This is a genomic window from Stenotrophomonas maltophilia group sp. P373, assembly GCF_053295075.1.
Genome location: NZ_CM129994.1, coordinates 253,765 through 269,283 on the forward strand (window position 1 = coordinate 253,765; position 15,519 = coordinate 269,283).

Here is a 15,519-nt window from a genome sequence, read left to right on the forward strand (position 1 = left end):
ACGCGTTGCCGGCGTGGGTCAAGGGGCACCGGGGTCGGAGCCCTTTGCGCTGCAACGGGATCCGACCCCGGTCGGGATGCGCCTCAACGCCCCGCTGCGGCCCGGGCCCGGATGTCGTCCAGCCGCTGGTCGTGCAGCAGGCGCCCGTTCTCCCACACGGTCACCATCGCATCCTCGAAGCCGGTCGGCAGCGCCTCGTCACCGTTGGGAGGCAACGCCACCGTGTGCAGGCTGCCGTCATCCAGGCGCCGCAGCAGGCGCATGCGGCCACGCTTGCTGGTCTTGCCGGCATCGGTGACCGGGTCCTTGTAGACGTCGATCCACTCACCCTCGACCCGTGCTGCCGAGCACTTCAGCGCGAACTTCTGGGTGTCGCGGTCCAGCCGCTGCAAAAGCGCGCCGCCCATGCCGAAGGCCACGTTGTCGGCGGCGTAGCCGTCTTCGGTGATGCGCTGCAGGATGGCGCGGATCGTATCCGGGTTGATGCCATCGCCCTGGATCACCCGCACGTGGTTGAGTACGCGGTAGCCCTTGCCGTTGAGGGTGTGGCCGAATGCTTCATCCAGCCGGCGCAGGCTTTCGGCCACCACGTCCACCGGGTCACCCGAGTCGGGGCGGATGACCAGGGTGGCGCCCGAAGCGATCACTTCATCACGCAGCGTCGTGCCCCAGTGTTCACTGATCGCGCGGTAGATGTCATAGCTGTCCGACACCACTGCCACGATCGCGCCCGGCTTGCCGAACTGGCGCAGCATGTTGCGGTAGGCGTCCACCTCGCGCTCGCGGCCCCAGCTGGTGATGGTGCTGTGCTCGGCGGCGGGAATCGAATAACCGGCCATCGGTGCGTGATAGTGCGCGCGGGCCAGGCACAGGGCCGAGACGGTGTCGGTGCCGAGGAAGTTGACCAGGTGTGCGGCACCACCGAGCGCGGCCGATTCCAGGCTCGATACACCGCGGGCGCCGAAGTCGTGCAGCTTGAATGGCAGCTGCCCCTGCGGATCGTCGCTGGTCTGCTGCAGGAACGCAGCAATGGTCTGTCGTGCATGCCAGCTGATGGTGGCCACGGTGACCGGGTACCACACGCGCAGCAGCAGCGTTTCCAGGTACGACGGCACCCAGAATGCAGCCGGGTCGGTCGACTCGATCGTCATCAGTGCCTGGTGGGTGGGTACCACGCTGCCCTCGGGCACGGCACGGATGCGCACTGGCAGGTTGCCCCCGAGCCGGTCGACGATATCGCGCCAGCCGGCTTCGTTGAACGGCTCGCCATGGGCGGCGAATACCGCAGCAGCGTCGTCGATGTCAGCGTGGGTGACCGGCCGTGCCAGCGCGTCCTTGAGGATCGCCTGCAGGCCGAAGAACACCGTGCGATCGTGCAGGCCGCCACGTGATTCGACGTAGAAGAACGTGGCATCGGTACCCGGCGGGTATTGCAGCCAATGGCTGGCCTTGTAGCTGTCGGTGTTGAGGAGAAGATTATCGAGGTAGTGCATGACGGAAGCTCCTTCGCGTCGAGTGACACCAGCGGTCTATCCGCCAGTGGGGAGAGCCGGGCAGGTCAGCCGCGGCCGAGGAAATACTCCAGGATGTGCAGGTGGTCCTCGAACAGCTGCGGGCCCATGTCCAACGCCTCACTCACCGGTATCCAGCGCGCCTTGTCGGCGTCGTCGCCACCGCGCACCGGCGGCAGGTCACCGGCCGGGAATTCGAAGTGGAACCCGTGGGTGATGGTGCGGCCGCGCTGGCTGCGGTCGGGGTGGTCGAATACCTGCTGGCCCTTCAGCGAACCCTTCAGCACCGGCAGCGGAATCTTCAGACGGGTTTCCTCGCGCAGTTCGCGCAGGCAACTGTCCAGCAGGCTCTGCTCCTGGCCAACGAAACCGCCGGGCAGCGCCCACAGGCCCTTGCCGGGCTCCGAACGGCGCCGTACCAGCAGCACGTGGCCCGAATGCACTACCACCGCATCGGTGGTGACGAAGGTGGGCGCGTAGGGCGCATCCTTCCAGGCGGCCTTGTACTGTTCGATGAAGCGGTACTCGGCCACCAGCTGGGCATACGCAGGCGCGCTTTTGCGGAACGCTTCGAGCATGTCGTACACCGGCGCCGGCACATTGCCACGCAGCATCAGCAGCGCGCCGTGGAAGTCGACGTCGCCGGCTTCGAACAGGTAGCGCCGCAGCTCGGTGGCCGACAGGGTGGCGGTGTGCTGCACGTCCACCAGCGGCCATTGCGGGAACTCCCTCAGGTAGTAGCTGGAGGCATCCTTGTCCATGCCGATCAGGCCGACCTTGGCATCGGCGGCGGCGCCGTCGTTGCGCAGGGCTTCGGCCACCTGGCGCTGCACGTTGGCGATCCACTGCGCTTCGTTGTACAGGTGGTCGCGCAGCGGACGGATCAGCAGGCGGTCGGTGTGGCCATCGAGGGCGGCCTGGATCATCACGGCGCGTTCGGCCACGGTCCAGGGATTGCGGAGGCTGCGGGGGGTATCGGCAGAGCCGACCAGGAAGATCAGCTTGCGGGCCCGGCTCAGGGCCAGGCGGGCAACGGCGGCGTGGCCGTTGTGGAAGGGCTCGAATCGCCCGATGAAGACGAGATAGTCGAATTCCATGAGAATCCCTCATGTCGTTGTGGCAGCCGCGGGTCTGTCCCTTGGCTTGCTGCAGATGCTACGCCGATGGTGGGGCCGGTCAAGCCTGCAGGCCTGCCATCTGCTGAACGCCGCAGATTCCTGCCCGGACTGCGGTGGTGTTCTCAGGCCCTGAGAAGCCGCTGCGCCATACTGGCATCCACGCGGCGGACGGTAGGCTCGGGGGCAAGACGGTGGCGGACAAGTACTGCGATCTGGTCATGAAAGGCGGCATCACCAGCGGCATCGTGTACCCCAATGCGGTGCTGGCGCTGGCACGCGAGTATCGGTTCAAGAGCATCGGCGGCACCTCCGCTGGCGCCATCGCTGCGGCGGTAGCGGCTGCGGCGGCATGCGGTGATCGCCGCATGCAGGCTGGCGAGCACCTGCCCGGTGATGCCGGTTATGGCGGGCTGTCGGCGGTGTCGGCGCAGTTGTCGCGGCGCGGGTTCATCTACAGCCTGTTCCAACCGGCGCGGGGCGCGCGCGCGGCCTATCGGCTGCTGGTGGTGCTGACCGGCAATGCCGGCCTGCCGCACAAGCTGCTGTGCCTGGCGGTGGCGGTATTCGAGATCGCGCCGCTGGAAGTGCTGGTGTCGCTGGCGCTGCTGCTCGGCCTGGGCTGGTGGGGCGGTGGCTGGAGCGGCGTGGCCGCAACGCTGCTGCCGTCGCTGCTGTGCGCCTACGGTGCAGGCGTGGCCGGAGCCGCGTTGCGCGTTGCGCGTGTGGCCCGGCGCAACCTGCTGGGCCTGTGCAGTGGCCTCGGCCGCGATGCACGCAAGCCGGCGTTGACCGAGTGGCTGCATGAATGCCTGCAGCAGTTGTCCGGCAAGCCGCTGGATGCACCGCTGACCTTTGCCGACCTGCATGACGCGCCGCGCTATGCCGGCGAGCCGGACAGCCCGCATGCGATCAGCCTGCAGATGATCACCACCTGCGTGTCGCACAACGAACCACGCACACTGCCGCTGGGCGGCGCGCAGTTCTGGTTCCTGCGCGAGGAGTTCGAGCAGTTGTTCCCCGCCAGCGTGGTGCAGTGGCTGGTGACGCAGGCCGGCCCCCCGCTGGAGGTGGAAGGGCGCCGGTACTACCACCTGCCGCAGGGTCCGAAGCTGCCGGTGCTGGTGGCCACGCGCATGAGCCTGAGCTTCCCGTTGCTGATCAGCGCGGTGCCGCTGCATGAGCCCTCGCGCCGCGAACGCCGCTGCGAACCCACTGCACCTGCCGCCGATCAGGAACACAACGTGGCCGACAGCATGGAAGGGCTGACCAGCGCCGGGCAGACCTGCGGCCCGGTGATCACCGCGTTCCGCATCTGCTGGTTCTCCGATGGTGGCATCAGCAGCAACTTCCCGATCCATCTGTTTGATGCCGCGCTACCGCGCTGGCCGACCTTCGCCATCAACCTGGTCTACCCGCAGCATGCCGAAGACGTGGGCCGCGGCAGTGATGGCCGACAGGCGCTGGAAAGTGCCGTGTTCCTGCCCACCGAAAACCGCCACGGTTGGCAACGGCATTACCAGTCCATTGCCACGCCGCTAGCCGCAGCTGAGCTGGGGCGCTTCCTGTTCGCAGTCGTGGCGACCATGCAGAACTGGCGTGACCTGCTGCAGGCGCGCGCACCGGGCTACCGCGACCGTATCGTGCACGTCAGCCTGCAGGGCGACGAAGGCGGCATGAACCTGGACATGCCGCAGGAGGTGCTGACCCGCATCGCCGACAAGGGCAGCCTGGCGGGTGCGCGCTTCTGTTCGTTCTCGTTCGGGAACCACTACTGGATCCGCTGGCGCAACCTGGCCTCGGCCTACCAGCGCTACACGTTGGAAGTGGCGCGTACCGACGACCCGGGGCAGCAGGTGCTGGCCTACCGCGCGGCGTACTCGATGGTTGCCCGTGGCGAGCCGGCACCGCCGTCGTACAAGCTCGGCTCGGAAGACAAGCGTCGCGGCTCGCAGCTGCTGTGGGCGCAGATGGTCGAGCAGGGCCGCACCTGGGAAGACCTTGGCCCGGACCTGACCGATGGCGCACCGCGCCCGCTGCCGCAGATGAAGGTCACGCCGATCTACTGACCCGGTAGTAGATCCACGCCATGCGTGGATGAACGTCCATCGAAATCGAATATTTCGAACATTCATCGAAGAGCATCCACGCATGGCGTGGATCTACCGTGTCGACCAAGGTCGACACCTACCAGAGCAATACGTCGTTCCGACAGATGGAAGGAAACTGTCGAAGGCGGGGTGGTGTCGGATTGCGGGGTGTCCGCGGCATGGATGCTGCGGCCAAGCCCCCAGGGACGGGTTCACGGCGTCCCCGCAATCCGACACCGCCCCGCAATCCCACGGAATGCCAGCTTTTGCTGTTGCTGTTGCTTCGGCTTCGGCTTCGGCAGGTGCAGGGCGCAGCCCTGCCGAACCAACCCTACCTCCCCGGCAATTGCGCGAACGCGCGCTGCATGCAGTCCTCGCGCGGGCACACCCGGCAACCCGGTCCGATCGAAACCGAGTTCCCTGGGCTCTGCACATCCAGCCCCAGCGAATACACCAGGCGTTCGGCATGCTGTAGATCGCAGCCCAGCGCCACCGCGAAGGTCTTGCGCGGCTGGCCATGGCCCACCGGGCCACTGCTGACCTGCCGCGCCAGCCAGAAATGGCGGCGCCCGTCGGGCATGCGCGCGGTCTGGGTAAGGATGCGCCCGGGCTGGTTGAACGCCTCGTAGACGATCCACAGCGGGCACGAGCCGCCCACCTGCGAGAAATGGAAGTCGGTGGCCGAATGGCGCTTGGATACATTGCCGGCACGGTCTACGCGGATGAAGAAGAACGGCAGGCCGGGCGCACTGCGCCGTGCCAGCGTGCTCAGCCGGTGGCAGACCGCCTCGAAACCGACGCCGAACTGGTGCGCCAGCAGTTCGATGTCGTAGCTGCTGGCCTCGGCCGCACGCAGGAAGCGCATGTAGGGCATGACCAGCGCGCCGGCGAAGTAGTTCGAAAGACCCACCCGCGCCTGTGCGATGCGTGCGTCATCGGTGAAGCCGGCACGCGCCACCACCGCATCGATCTGCGGCAGGTAGCCGTGCAGGGCCAGTTCGGCGGCCATCTGGAACGCCTGCTGGCCTGGCTCCAGGTAGTCCGGCAGCCACAGCCGGCGCGTGCCGGCATCGTACTGGCGCTTCTCGCGCCCGGCCTGCAGTGCGGCCACTTCCACCAGCACGCCGTGACGGTCGGCCAGCAGTTGGCGCAAGCGCGGCGCCACATGCCCGGGCGAGAGCCCCCACTCGGCGAACAGGCGCTCGGCCAGTTCGTCCAGCTCGGGAATGTGGTTGTGCATGCGGTTGAAGAACTCGCGTACCTGGTCGCCGGCCGGCAGGGTGCTGCCGGCGCCGGGCTCGCCCAGCTGGAATTCCAGCGCGGCGGCATGCTCGCGCAGTGCCAGGTGGCGGCGGTGCAGGTCCAGCAGCGCACGGCTGACCTGCGGCAGGTTGCCCGCCAGGGCGCGCAGTTCGGTGGCACTGACTTCGGCCAGGCCCAGGTCGCGCAGGGTCTCGCCCAGCGCTTCCTGCAGCGCGGCGGGCTCATCTTCGTCGAACAGCACGGAAACATCGCCCAATACCTCGCCCAGCTTCTTCTGCACCGCTGGTGTGAGGGGGCGCTTGTTGCGCTCGATCTGGTTCAGGTAGCTGGCCGACAGCCCCAGCGCCCGCGCCAGGTCAACCTGGCTGTAGCCGCGCTGTTCGCGCAGGCGCAGCACGCGCAGGCCGAGTTGCCGCTGGGGAGCTGAGGTATTCACAAAATTAACAGGAATCGTGGGGTGTGTTGGCCAGATTAAGCGGATTCAGCCCGGAAATCGAGGTGCGTGCTGTGAATAATGCCAAGCACCTTTCGCACCCTGTGGGATTGTCGTCATGACTGTTGCAGCGCCCCGTATCCGCATGCTGATCGATGGCCAGTTCGTTGAATCGGCCACCTCCCACTGGCAGGACGTGATCAATCCGGCCACCCAGGACGTGCTGGCCAAGGTGCCCTTCGCCACCACCGGTGAAGTGGACGCCGCCGTCGCAGCCGCCAAGGAAGCCTTCAAGACCTGGCGCAAGACCCCGATCGGCACCCGTGCGCGCATCTTCCTGAAGTACCAGCAGCTGATCCGCGAAAACATGAGCGAGCTGGCCCACATCCTCACCGCCGAACAGGGCAAGACCCTGCCGGACGCCGAAGGCGATGTGTTCCGCGGCCTGGAAGTGGTCGAGCACGCCGCCGCCATCGGCAACCTGCAACTGGGCGAGCTGGCCAACAACGTGGCCAATGGCGTGGACACCTACACGATCATGCAGCCGCTGGGCGTGTGCGCCGGCATCACCCCGTTCAACTTCCCGGCGATGATCCCGCTGTGGATGTTCCCGATGGCGATTGCAACGGGCAACACCTTCATCCTCAAGCCGTCCGAGCAGGACCCGATGGTCACCATGCGCCTGGTCGAGCTTGCCCTGGAAGCCGGCATTCCGAAGGGCGTGCTGAACGTCGTCCACGGCGGCGAAGAAGTGGTCAACGCGATCTGCGACCACCCGGACATCAAGGCCGTGTCGTTCGTCGGTTCCACCCGCGTCGGCACCCACGTGTACAACCGTGCCTCGCTGGCCGGCAAGCGCGTGCAGTGCATGATGGGCGCCAAGAACCACGCCGTGGTGCTGCCGGACGCCAACAAGGAACAGACCCTCAACGCGATGGTCGGTGCGGCCTTCGGCGCCGCGGGCCAGCGCTGCATGGCCGCCTCCACCCTGGTGCTGGTCGGTGAAGCGCGCAACTGGGTGCAGGATCTGGTCGAAAAGGCCAAGACCCTGAAGGTCAGCGCCGGCACCGTATCCGGCACCGACGTCGGTCCGGTCATTTCCTGCAGTGCCCGCGAGCGCGTGGAAGGCTTGATCGCCTCGGGTGTGGAGCAGGGCGCCTCGCTGGTGCTCGATGGCCGCAACCCGCAGGTGGATGGCTTCGAGAAGGGCAACTTCGTCGGCCCGACCATCTTTGCCGGTGTCACCACCGACATGCGCATCTACCAGGAAGAAATCTTCGGGCCGGTGCTGGTCATCCTCGAAGCGGAGACGCTGGAAGACGCCATCGCGATGGTCAACAGCAACCCGAACGGCAACGGCACCGCACTGTTCACCCAGTCCGGCGCGGCCGCGCGCAAGTTCCAGGAAGACATCGACGTCGGCCAGGTCGGCATCAACGTGCCGATCCCGGTGCCGGTGCCGCTGTTCTCGTTCACCGGTTCGCGCGCCTCCAAGCTGGGCGACCTGGGCCCATACGGCAAGCAGGTGGTGCTGTTCTACACCCAGACCAAGACGGTCACCGCGCGCTGGTTCGATGACGAAACGCTGAGCCACGGCGTCAACACCACGATCAGCCTGAAGTAACGGCAGGAGCAGCCATGAGCCACTCGATGACGACGGAACTGGAAGAAGCGCAGCAGGCGTACCGCGAGGCAGCGCGCGACTTCGCACAGGCCGAACTGGCGCCACACGCCGCGCGATGGGATGCGGAGGGCATCTTTCCGCGCGAGGCGATCGCCAAGGCCGGTGAACTGGGCTTCTGCGGTCTGTACATGGACCCGGAAGTGGGCGGCAGCGGCCTGAGCCGGCTGGACGCCGCCGTCGTCATCGAGGAGCTCGCCAACGTCGATCCGTCGACTGCGGCCTACATCAGCATCCACAACATGGCCTCGTGGATGGTGTCCACGTGGGGCCAGCCAGCACTGCGCGATGCGTGGGGCACTGACCTGTCCTCGGGCAACAAGCTGGCCTCGTACTGCCTGACCGAACCGGGTGCCGGCTCCGATGCGGCCTCGCTGAAGACCACCGCCGTGCGCGACGGCGATCATTACGTGCTGAACGGCTCGAAGGCCTTCATCTCCGGCGCCGGTGCCACCGAACTGCTGGTGGTGATGGCACGTACCGGCGGTGCCGGTGCCGGCGGCGTCAGCGCCATTGCAGTGCCGTCGGACCTGCCGGGCATCAGCTTCGGCCGCAAGGAAGAGAAGATGGGCTGGAACAGCCAGCCCACCCGTGGCATCACCTTCGAAAACGTCCGCGTGCCGGTCAGCCACCTTCTGGGAGAGGAAGGCGGCGGCTTCAAGCTGGCGATGAAGGGGCTTGATGGTGGCCGCATCAACATTGCCGCCTGCTCGCTGGGTGCCGCGCAGGGCGCGCTGGATGCCGCGCGCCGCTACATGGGCGAGCGCCGCCAGTTCGGCAAGGCGCTGGCCGAGTTCCAGGCGCTGCAGTTCAAGCTGGCCGACATGGTCACCCAACTGGTGGCCGCGCGGCAGATGGTGCACACCGCCGCGCGCAAGCTCGATGCCGGTGCCAGCGATGCCAACGTATGGTGCGCGATGGCCAAGCGCTTCGCCACCGATGCCGGTTTCAACGTCTGCAATGAAGCGCTGCAGATCCACGGTGGCTACGGCTACATCCGCGAGTACCCGATCGAGCGCCTGCTGCGTGACTGCCGCGTGCACCAGATCCTGGAAGGCACCAACGAGATCATGCGGGTGATCGTTGCCCGTCACCTGCTCAATACCGAAGAGGAACTGCGATGAAGGATTGGCGTACCCAGGAGCACGTGGGCCTGAAGGTCGAGGTCGATGGCCACACCGCCGTGGTCACCCTGAACAACCCGCCGGCGCATACCTGGACCGTGCACAGCCTGTCGGCGCTGCGCGACCTGGTCGGCGCGCTCAACGCAGACCGCGACATCTACGCGCTGGTGATCACTGGCGAGGGCGAGAAGTTCTTCTCCGCCGGTGCCGACCTCAACCAGTTCGCTTCCGGCGACAAGGCCGCAGCGCGCGAAGCCGCGCGCCGTTTCGGCGAAGCCTTCGAGGCGTTGTCCGGTTTCCGTGGCGTGTCGATCGCCGCGATCAACGGCTACGCGATGGGCGGAGGCCTGGAATGCGCACTGGCCTGCGACCTGCGCATCATCGAAGAGCACGCCCAGGTGGCGCTGCCGGAGGCCACCGTTGGCCTGCTGCCGTGCGCCGGTGGCACCCAGAACCTGCCGCGCCTGGTCGGCGAAGGCTGGGCCAAGCGCATGATCCTGCTGGGTGAGCGCATCAACGCCGAGACCGCGCTGCGCATCGGGCTGGCCGAAGAAAAGGTCGGCAAGGGCGAAGCCAAGGCACTGGCGCTGGAATGGGCGAAAAAGGCCGGCAAGCAGAGCCCGACCAGCATCGCCGCCTGCAAGACGCTGGTGCAGTCCACCCGCACCGGCACCCACGCCTCGGCGCTGGTGGCCGAGCGCGAAGCCTTCGTCGACCTGTTCGACACCGCCGACCAGGTCGAGGGCGTGACTGCCTTCCTGGAAAAGCGCGCCGCGCAGTGGAAGAACGCATGAGCGCCGACACCGCTGCCGACGACGCACCGGTGCTGTTCGAGGAGCGCGTGGCCGGTAACGGCGTGCGCATCGGCCTCGCCACGCTCAACGCGCCGCGCACGCTCAATGGCTTCTCGCTGTCGATGGCACACCTGCTGCTGGAGCAGTTGAACGCTTGGGCCGACGACGACGGCATCGCCATGGTGGTGCTGCAGGGTGCTGGCGAAAAGGCGTTCTGCGCTGGCGGCGACCTGCACAGCTTGTACAAGGCCATGGTCGCCTTCCGTGAGGACGGCCGCAGCGACATCCGCGAGAACGACTACGCCGCCGAGTTCTTCGACGTCGAGTACCGCGTCGATTACCTCATCCACACCTATACCAAGCCGATCCTGTGCTGGGGCCACGGCATCGTGATGGGCGGCGGTATCGGCCTGATGTCCGGCGCCAGCCACCGCGTGGTCAGCGAGCGCTCCAAGCTGGCCTTCCCGGAAATCACCGTTGGCCTGTTCCCGGATGTCGGTGGCAGCTGGCTGCTGCCGCGCGTGCCGGGCAAGGGCGGCCTGTTCCTGGCCCTGACCGGCGCGTTGCTCAATCCGGGCGATGCCATCTATGCCGGCCTGGCCGATGTGCACGTGGCTGAAGAACGCCGCAGCGCGGTGTTCGATGCGCTGCTGCAGGTGGCCTGGTCCAGTGATTCCGCACACAACCACGAACGCCTGACCCATCTGCTGCAGTCGCATGCCAGTGATGCTGCGACCGGTCCGCTGCTGGCCAACGCGGCGCAGGTCGATGCGTTGTGCGAAGGCGATGACCTGCCCGCGATCATCAAACGCATCAGCGCGCTGCAGACCGACGATGCCTGGCTGCAGGCGGCACAGAAGACGCTTGCCGCCGGCGCGCCCGGCTCGGCACGTCTGGCGTTCGAGCTGCAGCGCCGCAGCGCCGGCCAGGACCTGGCCAGCGTCTACCGCCTGGAGTACATCGTCGCCCTGCATTGCGCCGCCCACGGTGATTTCGCCGAAGGCATCCGCGCGCTGCTGATCGACAAGGACCGCAATCCGCAGTGGAACCCGGCCACCCTGGCCGAGGCCACCGGTGCGTGGGCCGACACCTTCTTCGCTTCCCCCTGGGCCGCTGCCGCGCATCCGCTGGCCGACCTGGGCACTCCCCTTGTTGAAAGGAGCCTTGCATGAGCCGCATTGCATTCATCGGGTTGGGCAACATGGGTGGCCCGATGGCCGCCAATCTGGTCAAGAACGGCCACACCGTGCGCGTGTTCGATCTGGTCCCGGCCGCGGTGCAGGCCGCCGTCGATGCCGGTGCCAGCGCGGCGTCGTCGGCACGCGACACCCTGGCCGATGCGGAAGTCGTGATCTCGATGCTGCCGGCCAGCCGCCACGTCGAAGGCGTCTACCTGGGCGATGACGGCATCCTCGCCGCAATCCCGGCCGGTGCACTGGTCATCGACTGCAGCACGATCGCACCGGCCAGTGCCCGCAAGGTCTCGGAAGCGGCCGCCGCGCGTGGCCTGCAGATGATCGACGCGCCGGTCTCCGGCGGTACCGCCGGCGCCCAGGCCGGTACCCTGACCTTCATCGTCGGTGGCGAAGAGGACGCGCTGGAGCGCGCCCGCCCGGTGCTGCAGGCGATGGGCAAGAACATCTTCCATGTCGGCGCCAGCGGTGCTGGCCAGGTCGCCAAGCTGTGCAACAACATGGCGCTGGGCGTGATCATGGCGGTGACCGGTGAAGCCATCGCACTGGGCGTGGCGCACGGGCTGGACCCGAAGGTGCTGTCGCAGATGATGGCGGTCAGCACCGGCCGCAGCTGGGCCACCGAAGTGTGCAACCCGTGGCCGGGCGTGCTGGAAAATGCGCCGGCCTCGCGCGGCTACAGCGGCGGTTTCGGCAGCGATCTGATGCTGAAGGACATGGGCCTGGCGGTAGAAGCGGCGATGAGTGTCGGCGCCTCGATCCCGCTGGGCGAAGTGGCCCGCAACCTGTACTCGATGAACCACCAGGCCGGCCGCGGCAAGCTGGATTTCTCCAGCGTCGTGCAGCTCATCACAAGCGACCAGTAACTGGTCGCTGGTCCGCGCATTCCACCTTATCCCCGCGCCGTTGGCGCGCCCCCCTTGAACAACAAGGGGGCTCTTCTCCAGAAGGATGGATGCGCGCCGCAGCGAATGCGTCCCCGGCCATGTGCCGGGGCCCACCCGAGGTGGGATGGGCGGATGTTTGGTTTCGACCGGCATCCGCCCATTTTTTTGGGGGGGCGGATCACTGGGGTCGGATCCCTTTCGCAACGCGAAAGGACTCTGACCCCATATAGCCGTGCCGGGCCTGGGATGGAGTCAGAGCCCTTTGCTGTTGGCAAAGGGATCCGACCCCGGCGCTGCATCAGGCAACGATCAGCGTCACGTCGATGTTGCCGCGGGTGGCGTTGGAGTACGGGCACACGATGTGTGCCTTCTGCACCAGTTCTTCCACCTGCTCGCGCGGCACGCCCGGCACGTTGATGGTCAGCTCGGCCTCGATGCCGAAACCGGTCGGGATCTGGCCGATGCCGACCTTGCCGGTGACGGTGGTGTCGGCCGGCAGCGCGACCTTGGCCTGGCCGGCCACGAACTTCAGCGCGCCCAGGAAGCAGGCCGAGTAGCCAGCGGCGAACAGTTGTTCCGGGTTGGTGCCCGGGCCGCCGGCGCCACCCAGCTCGCGCGGGGTCGACAGCTGGATGTCCAGCACGTTGTCGGAGGAGACGGAACGGCCTTCGCGGCCGCCGGTGGAGGTGGCCTGGGCGGTGTACAGAACCTTTTCGATGGACATCGGGATGCTCCTGGTCAGTGGGTGGGTGTTGCGTTGGAGCCTACTTTGCCCGCTTTCCGCGTACGTTGGGTTGCAACGCGTACGAAAAACTTGATCGATCGTCCTGTTGGCCTAGATCGTCCACTCGCGGTCGGTGGTGAACATGATGGTCAGCCAGCGGTCCGGCGAGGCCTCGCCCAGCGCTTCGCCGATCTCGTCGCGCAGCCGGTCCCATTCCACCAAGGGCCGCGGTGGGTCGTCTTCCGGCACCACGAAGAACAACTCGATCTGCTCGCCACGCCCCACCTGCGCCACGTAGCTGCGGTGCTCGACGAAGCCGTGCCTGGCCACGATCGCGCGTGCCACCGCATCCACATGCGCCTGCAGTTCCGGCGGAGTGACCAGCAGGATGCCGGCCAGCGCCCGGCGCACGGTGCCGAGCGGGGCGATCATCACCAGCACGCAGACGAAGGCGAGGATGGCCGGGTCGATGTACGGCCCGACCCACGCCAGCGAGGTGCCCTGCACCAGCACGCCGCCGAGGAAGGCCAGCAGATAGCAGGCCGACATGCTGGCGGCGATCGCCCAGTTCTTCGCGTCCAGTGCGATGAACTCCGAACCGATGCGCCGGTTGGCGCGCAGCACGAACCAGGCCAGCGCACCTTCGCCGACGATCGACAGCCCGGCGAAGGCGATGGCCGGGCCGAGCGCGATGTGGCGGCCGCCGGACATCAGCGCGTCGACCGCATTGACCAGCGCATACAACGCCGCGCCGATCATCAGCGTGCCGCTCACCCCCAGCACGATCGGCTCCAGGTGCCAGAACCCCATGGTGAAGCGCTGGTTGAGCCGCGACTGCAGCGCGTCGGTGCTCGTGGACAGTGCGATCAGCCGCGCGACCAGCAGTGACAGCCAGGTCATCACCACATCGATCAGGCCGTAGATGCCGTCGAAGATGATCAGCGAGGAATTGGCCAGCAGGCCGAATACCACTGCGGCGGCGGCCAGCAGCAGCGAGGCGGCGATGGACAGGCGCAGCACGCCTTGTTCGGTACGCGCATCGAAGAAGCGTTCGGGGGTGGCAGGCATGCGGGAATCCAGCGGGAAATGGGCTGCGGGAGCGGCGCGTCGCCATTCTATCCAGCCTGCAGCATGCCGCCGCGACCGCACCCGCACAGCGCCTGGAAAAGTCACCAGACTGGTAACCGTTTGCGGATTGACGGGTGCACACCCGAAGCGTATCGTTTGTACCACGATGACATAGAAGCCTCCGGTGACCCCGGGGGCTTCTTTCGTTTGCGCCATCGCGCGCTGTGAGGCCATCGCCACCGGCCCTGACGTTCCCGTCGCGGCCGTTCTGTTTTCCGCCCCGATCCTGCTTCTCCCGCGCCGTCCTGGTGACCGCGTGGGGCGCCGCCGTGCGCGCAGGGTCGGGGCACTCCACATCCATCAACGAAGGAGGATTCGATGCCCCTGCTGACCCTTGAGCAGTGCCGCGCGCACTGCCGTATCGACGGCGATTTTGACGATGCCATCCTGGATGACCTGCTGGCCGCAGCCAGCGACGTAGCCGCGGCCTACCTGGGCCGCGAACTGTACGCCGACCAGGCCGCGCTGGACCAGGCGCTGGACCAGCTGCCGCAGGACATGGCGGCGGCGGTGACCGGGCATGAAGCCGCGGTTGCCGCCGCCAACGCCGAGACCAACGCGGCCAAGGCCAAGGCCATGCGGGATGTGGCCGATCGCCGTCTGGCCGTGGCGACCGCGCGCAGTGCGCGCCTGCTGCAGGGCATGCCGGCCAACGACAGCATCCGTGCAGCGGTGCGCCTGTTGCTGGGCCATCTGTACGCCCATCGTGAAGCCGTGGTCGTGTCTGCGCAGACGCTCGATGCACCGGCAGGTGCCACGGCCATCGCAATGGAGCTGCCGTTCGGCGTGGCCGCGCTGCTTGATCCGTACCGATCGGCGGCAACGCCATGAACGCCGGCCACTTCAATCGCCGCATCCGCATCGAGCGCCAGAACGGCCAGCTTGATGCATGGGGGCAGCCGTTGGACGCTTGGCAGCCGGTGGCAGAACTGTGGGCCGCCATCATCGCCGACCCCGCCGACAGCGTGCAGCGGCTGACGCTGGAAAGCAGACTGCCAGCGACCATCCGCCGCCAGCGCTTCCATGTCCGAATGGCGGCCGCACGACAGGCCGGCATCCAGGTCGGCATGCGCATCGTGCATGACGGTCGCGTTTTCAACATCACCGGCGTTGCTCCCGACTTCAGCCGGCGCCAGACCACGGTGCTGTTCACCGAACAGTCTTCAGGCATTGCCTGAGCGACGCCAACTAGGACACCGCGATGAGTTACGAAGCACAGCTGCACGCGCTGCTGGCCCCGCTGCTGCAGGGCCGGCTGTATCCCGAGGTACCGCCGGAACCGGTCATCTATCCGTGTGCCGTCTACCAGCAGATGGGTGGACAGTCCGTGTGGTTCAACGAAGGTTCCACTCCCGAACAGAAGCACGCCCGCGTGCAGCTGACCGTCTGGGCGGACAGCCGCGCCCAAGCCAACACCCTGATCCGCGACATCGAGGATCAGGTCTGCGCGGGACTACCGACTGCCGAATCGTTCGGCGCTGCAATCGCCGTGCATGAGCCGGTACTGCACAAGTACGGCGCGCGGCTCGATTTCGGCCTGTGGTACGTCGACCCGTAAACCGCATCACCCGTGCAA

14 protein-coding genes are annotated in these 15,519 nt (G+C 67.1%); 9 read left to right on the plus strand and 5 right to left on the minus strand.

What is annotated here, in order from left to right:
• Nucleotides 1-83: 83 nt before the first annotated feature.
• Together ACSYHF_RS01110 and ACSYHF_RS01115 are read right to left on the minus strand one after the other, a co-directional pair.
• Complete coding sequence (locus ACSYHF_RS01110; protein WP_262220893.1) at nucleotides 84-1,493, minus strand: nicotinate phosphoribosyltransferase; 1,410 nt, start codon at nucleotides 1,491-1,493, stop codon at nucleotides 84-86.
• A 65-nt stretch (nucleotides 1,494-1,558) separates the two neighbouring features.
• A complete protein-coding gene (locus tag ACSYHF_RS01115; RefSeq protein WP_069138085.1) occupies nucleotides 1,559-2,608 on the minus strand; it encodes a bifunctional nicotinamide-nucleotide adenylyltransferase/Nudix hydroxylase in 1,050 nt (349 codons plus the stop codon).
• A 239-nt stretch (nucleotides 2,609-2,847) separates the two neighbouring features.
• Here ACSYHF_RS01115 and ACSYHF_RS01120 point away from each other — a divergent pair, with 239 nt between their 5' ends.
• Complete coding sequence (locus ACSYHF_RS01120; protein WP_447576018.1) at nucleotides 2,848-4,695, plus strand: RpoH suppressor; 1,848 nt, start codon at nucleotides 2,848-2,850, stop codon at nucleotides 4,693-4,695.
• 352 nt (nucleotides 4,696-5,047) lie between these two features.
• Here the strand turns inward: ACSYHF_RS01120 and ACSYHF_RS01125 are convergent, their stop codons facing one another.
• Nucleotides 5,048-6,415, minus strand: coding sequence for a short-chain fatty acyl-CoA regulator family protein (locus ACSYHF_RS01125; protein ID WP_197598790.1), 1,368 nt, complete (start codon nucleotides 6,413-6,415; stop codon nucleotides 5,048-5,050).
• 115 nt (nucleotides 6,416-6,530) lie between these two features.
• Between ACSYHF_RS01125 and ACSYHF_RS01130 the strand changes: the two genes are divergently transcribed.
• Genes ACSYHF_RS01130 through mmsB form a run of 5 tightly spaced genes read left to right on the plus strand, consistent with a single transcriptional unit; the run spans nucleotide 6,531 to nucleotide 12,070 of the window.
• Nucleotides 6,531-8,036, plus strand: coding sequence for a CoA-acylating methylmalonate-semialdehyde dehydrogenase (locus ACSYHF_RS01130; RefSeq protein ID WP_053498738.1), 1,506 nt, complete (start codon nucleotides 6,531-6,533; stop codon nucleotides 8,034-8,036).
• A gap of 14 nt (nucleotides 8,037-8,050) precedes the next feature.
• Nucleotides 8,051-9,217 (plus strand): acyl-CoA dehydrogenase family protein, encoded by a 1,167-nt coding sequence (locus tag ACSYHF_RS01135; protein WP_095378605.1) that lies wholly within the window; start codon nucleotides 8,051-8,053, stop codon nucleotides 9,215-9,217.
• Complete coding sequence (locus tag ACSYHF_RS01140) at nucleotides 9,214-10,011, plus strand: enoyl-CoA hydratase (protein WP_111128872.1); 798 nt, start codon at nucleotides 9,214-9,216, stop codon at nucleotides 10,009-10,011. Before ACSYHF_RS01135 ends, ACSYHF_RS01140 begins: the two co-directional genes overlap by 4 nt.
• A complete protein-coding gene (locus tag ACSYHF_RS01145) occupies nucleotides 10,008-11,183 on the plus strand; it encodes a 3-hydroxyisobutyryl-CoA hydrolase (RefSeq protein ID WP_197598789.1) in 1,176 nt (391 codons plus the stop codon). Before ACSYHF_RS01140 ends, ACSYHF_RS01145 begins: the two co-directional genes overlap by 4 nt.
• Nucleotides 11,180-12,070 (plus strand): 3-hydroxyisobutyrate dehydrogenase, encoded by an 891-nt coding sequence (gene mmsB / locus ACSYHF_RS01150; protein WP_069138081.1) that lies wholly within the window; start codon nucleotides 11,180-11,182, stop codon nucleotides 12,068-12,070. Before ACSYHF_RS01145 ends, mmsB begins: the two co-directional genes overlap by 4 nt.
• A gap of 319 nt (nucleotides 12,071-12,389) precedes the next feature.
• Here the strand turns inward: mmsB and ACSYHF_RS01155 are convergent, their stop codons facing one another.
• Complete coding sequence (locus ACSYHF_RS01155) at nucleotides 12,390-12,815, minus strand: organic hydroperoxide resistance protein (RefSeq protein ID WP_004153735.1); 426 nt, start codon at nucleotides 12,813-12,815, stop codon at nucleotides 12,390-12,392.
• Nucleotides 12,816-12,926: 111 nt separating this feature from the next.
• Entirely contained in the window at nucleotides 12,927-13,883 is a 957-nt protein-coding gene (locus ACSYHF_RS01160; RefSeq protein WP_197598788.1) for a cation transporter, read from the minus strand.
• 378 nt (nucleotides 13,884-14,261) lie between these two features.
• Here ACSYHF_RS01160 and ACSYHF_RS01165 point away from each other — a divergent pair, with 378 nt between their 5' ends.
• From ACSYHF_RS01165 to gp17, 3 genes are read left to right on the plus strand one after another with little or no spacing between them, the layout of a single operon-like run.
• A complete protein-coding gene (locus ACSYHF_RS01165; RefSeq protein ID WP_197598787.1) occupies nucleotides 14,262-14,774 on the plus strand; it encodes a head-tail connector protein in 513 nt (170 codons plus the stop codon).
• Nucleotides 14,771-15,121: a phage head completion protein gene (locus ACSYHF_RS01170; RefSeq protein ID WP_197598786.1), complete on the plus strand. Its 351-nt coding sequence runs from the start codon at nucleotides 14,771-14,773 to the stop codon at nucleotides 15,119-15,121. The genes ACSYHF_RS01165 and ACSYHF_RS01170 overlap by 4 nt, the downstream gene beginning before the upstream one ends.
• Nucleotides 15,122-15,144: 23 nt before the next feature.
• A complete protein-coding gene (gp17, locus tag ACSYHF_RS01175; RefSeq protein WP_069138076.1) occupies nucleotides 15,145-15,501 on the plus strand; it encodes a tail completion protein gp17 in 357 nt (118 codons plus the stop codon).
• Nucleotides 15,502-15,519: the final 18 nt, after the last annotated feature.

What these genes read in the sequence shown, in the direction of transcription:
- ACSYHF_RS01110 (WP_262220893.1), bottom strand. Translation starts at nt 1,493, where the DNA reads ATGCACTACCTCGATAATCTTCTCCTCAACACCGACAGCTACAAGGCC.
- ACSYHF_RS01115 (WP_069138085.1), bottom strand. Translation starts at nt 2,608, where the DNA reads ATGGAATTCGACTATCTCGTCTTCATCGGGCGATTCGAGCCCTTCCAC.
- ACSYHF_RS01120 (WP_447576018.1), top strand. Translation starts at nt 2,848, where the DNA reads ATGAAAGGCGGCATCACCAGCGGCATCGTGTACCCCAATGCGGTGCTG.
- ACSYHF_RS01130 (WP_053498738.1), top strand. Translation starts at nt 6,531, where the DNA reads ATGACTGTTGCAGCGCCCCGTATCCGCATGCTGATCGATGGCCAGTTC.
- ACSYHF_RS01135 (WP_095378605.1), top strand. Translation starts at nt 8,051, where the DNA reads ATGAGCCACTCGATGACGACGGAACTGGAAGAAGCGCAGCAGGCGTAC.
- ACSYHF_RS01140 (WP_111128872.1), top strand. Translation starts at nt 9,214, where the DNA reads ATGAAGGATTGGCGTACCCAGGAGCACGTGGGCCTGAAGGTCGAGGTC.
- ACSYHF_RS01145 (WP_197598789.1), top strand. Translation starts at nt 10,008, where the DNA reads ATGAGCGCCGACACCGCTGCCGACGACGCACCGGTGCTGTTCGAGGAG.
- mmsB (WP_069138081.1), top strand. Translation starts at nt 11,180, where the DNA reads ATGAGCCGCATTGCATTCATCGGGTTGGGCAACATGGGTGGCCCGATG.
- ACSYHF_RS01155 (WP_004153735.1), bottom strand. Translation starts at nt 12,815, where the DNA reads ATGTCCATCGAAAAGGTTCTGTACACCGCCCAGGCCACCTCCACCGGC.
- ACSYHF_RS01160 (WP_197598788.1), bottom strand. Translation starts at nt 13,883, where the DNA reads ATGCCTGCCACCCCCGAACGCTTCTTCGATGCGCGTACCGAACAAGGC.
- ACSYHF_RS01165 (WP_197598787.1), top strand. Translation starts at nt 14,262, where the DNA reads ATGCCCCTGCTGACCCTTGAGCAGTGCCGCGCGCACTGCCGTATCGAC.
- ACSYHF_RS01170 (WP_197598786.1), top strand. Translation starts at nt 14,771, where the DNA reads ATGAACGCCGGCCACTTCAATCGCCGCATCCGCATCGAGCGCCAGAAC.
- gp17 (WP_069138076.1), top strand. Translation starts at nt 15,145, where the DNA reads ATGAGTTACGAAGCACAGCTGCACGCGCTGCTGGCCCCGCTGCTGCAG.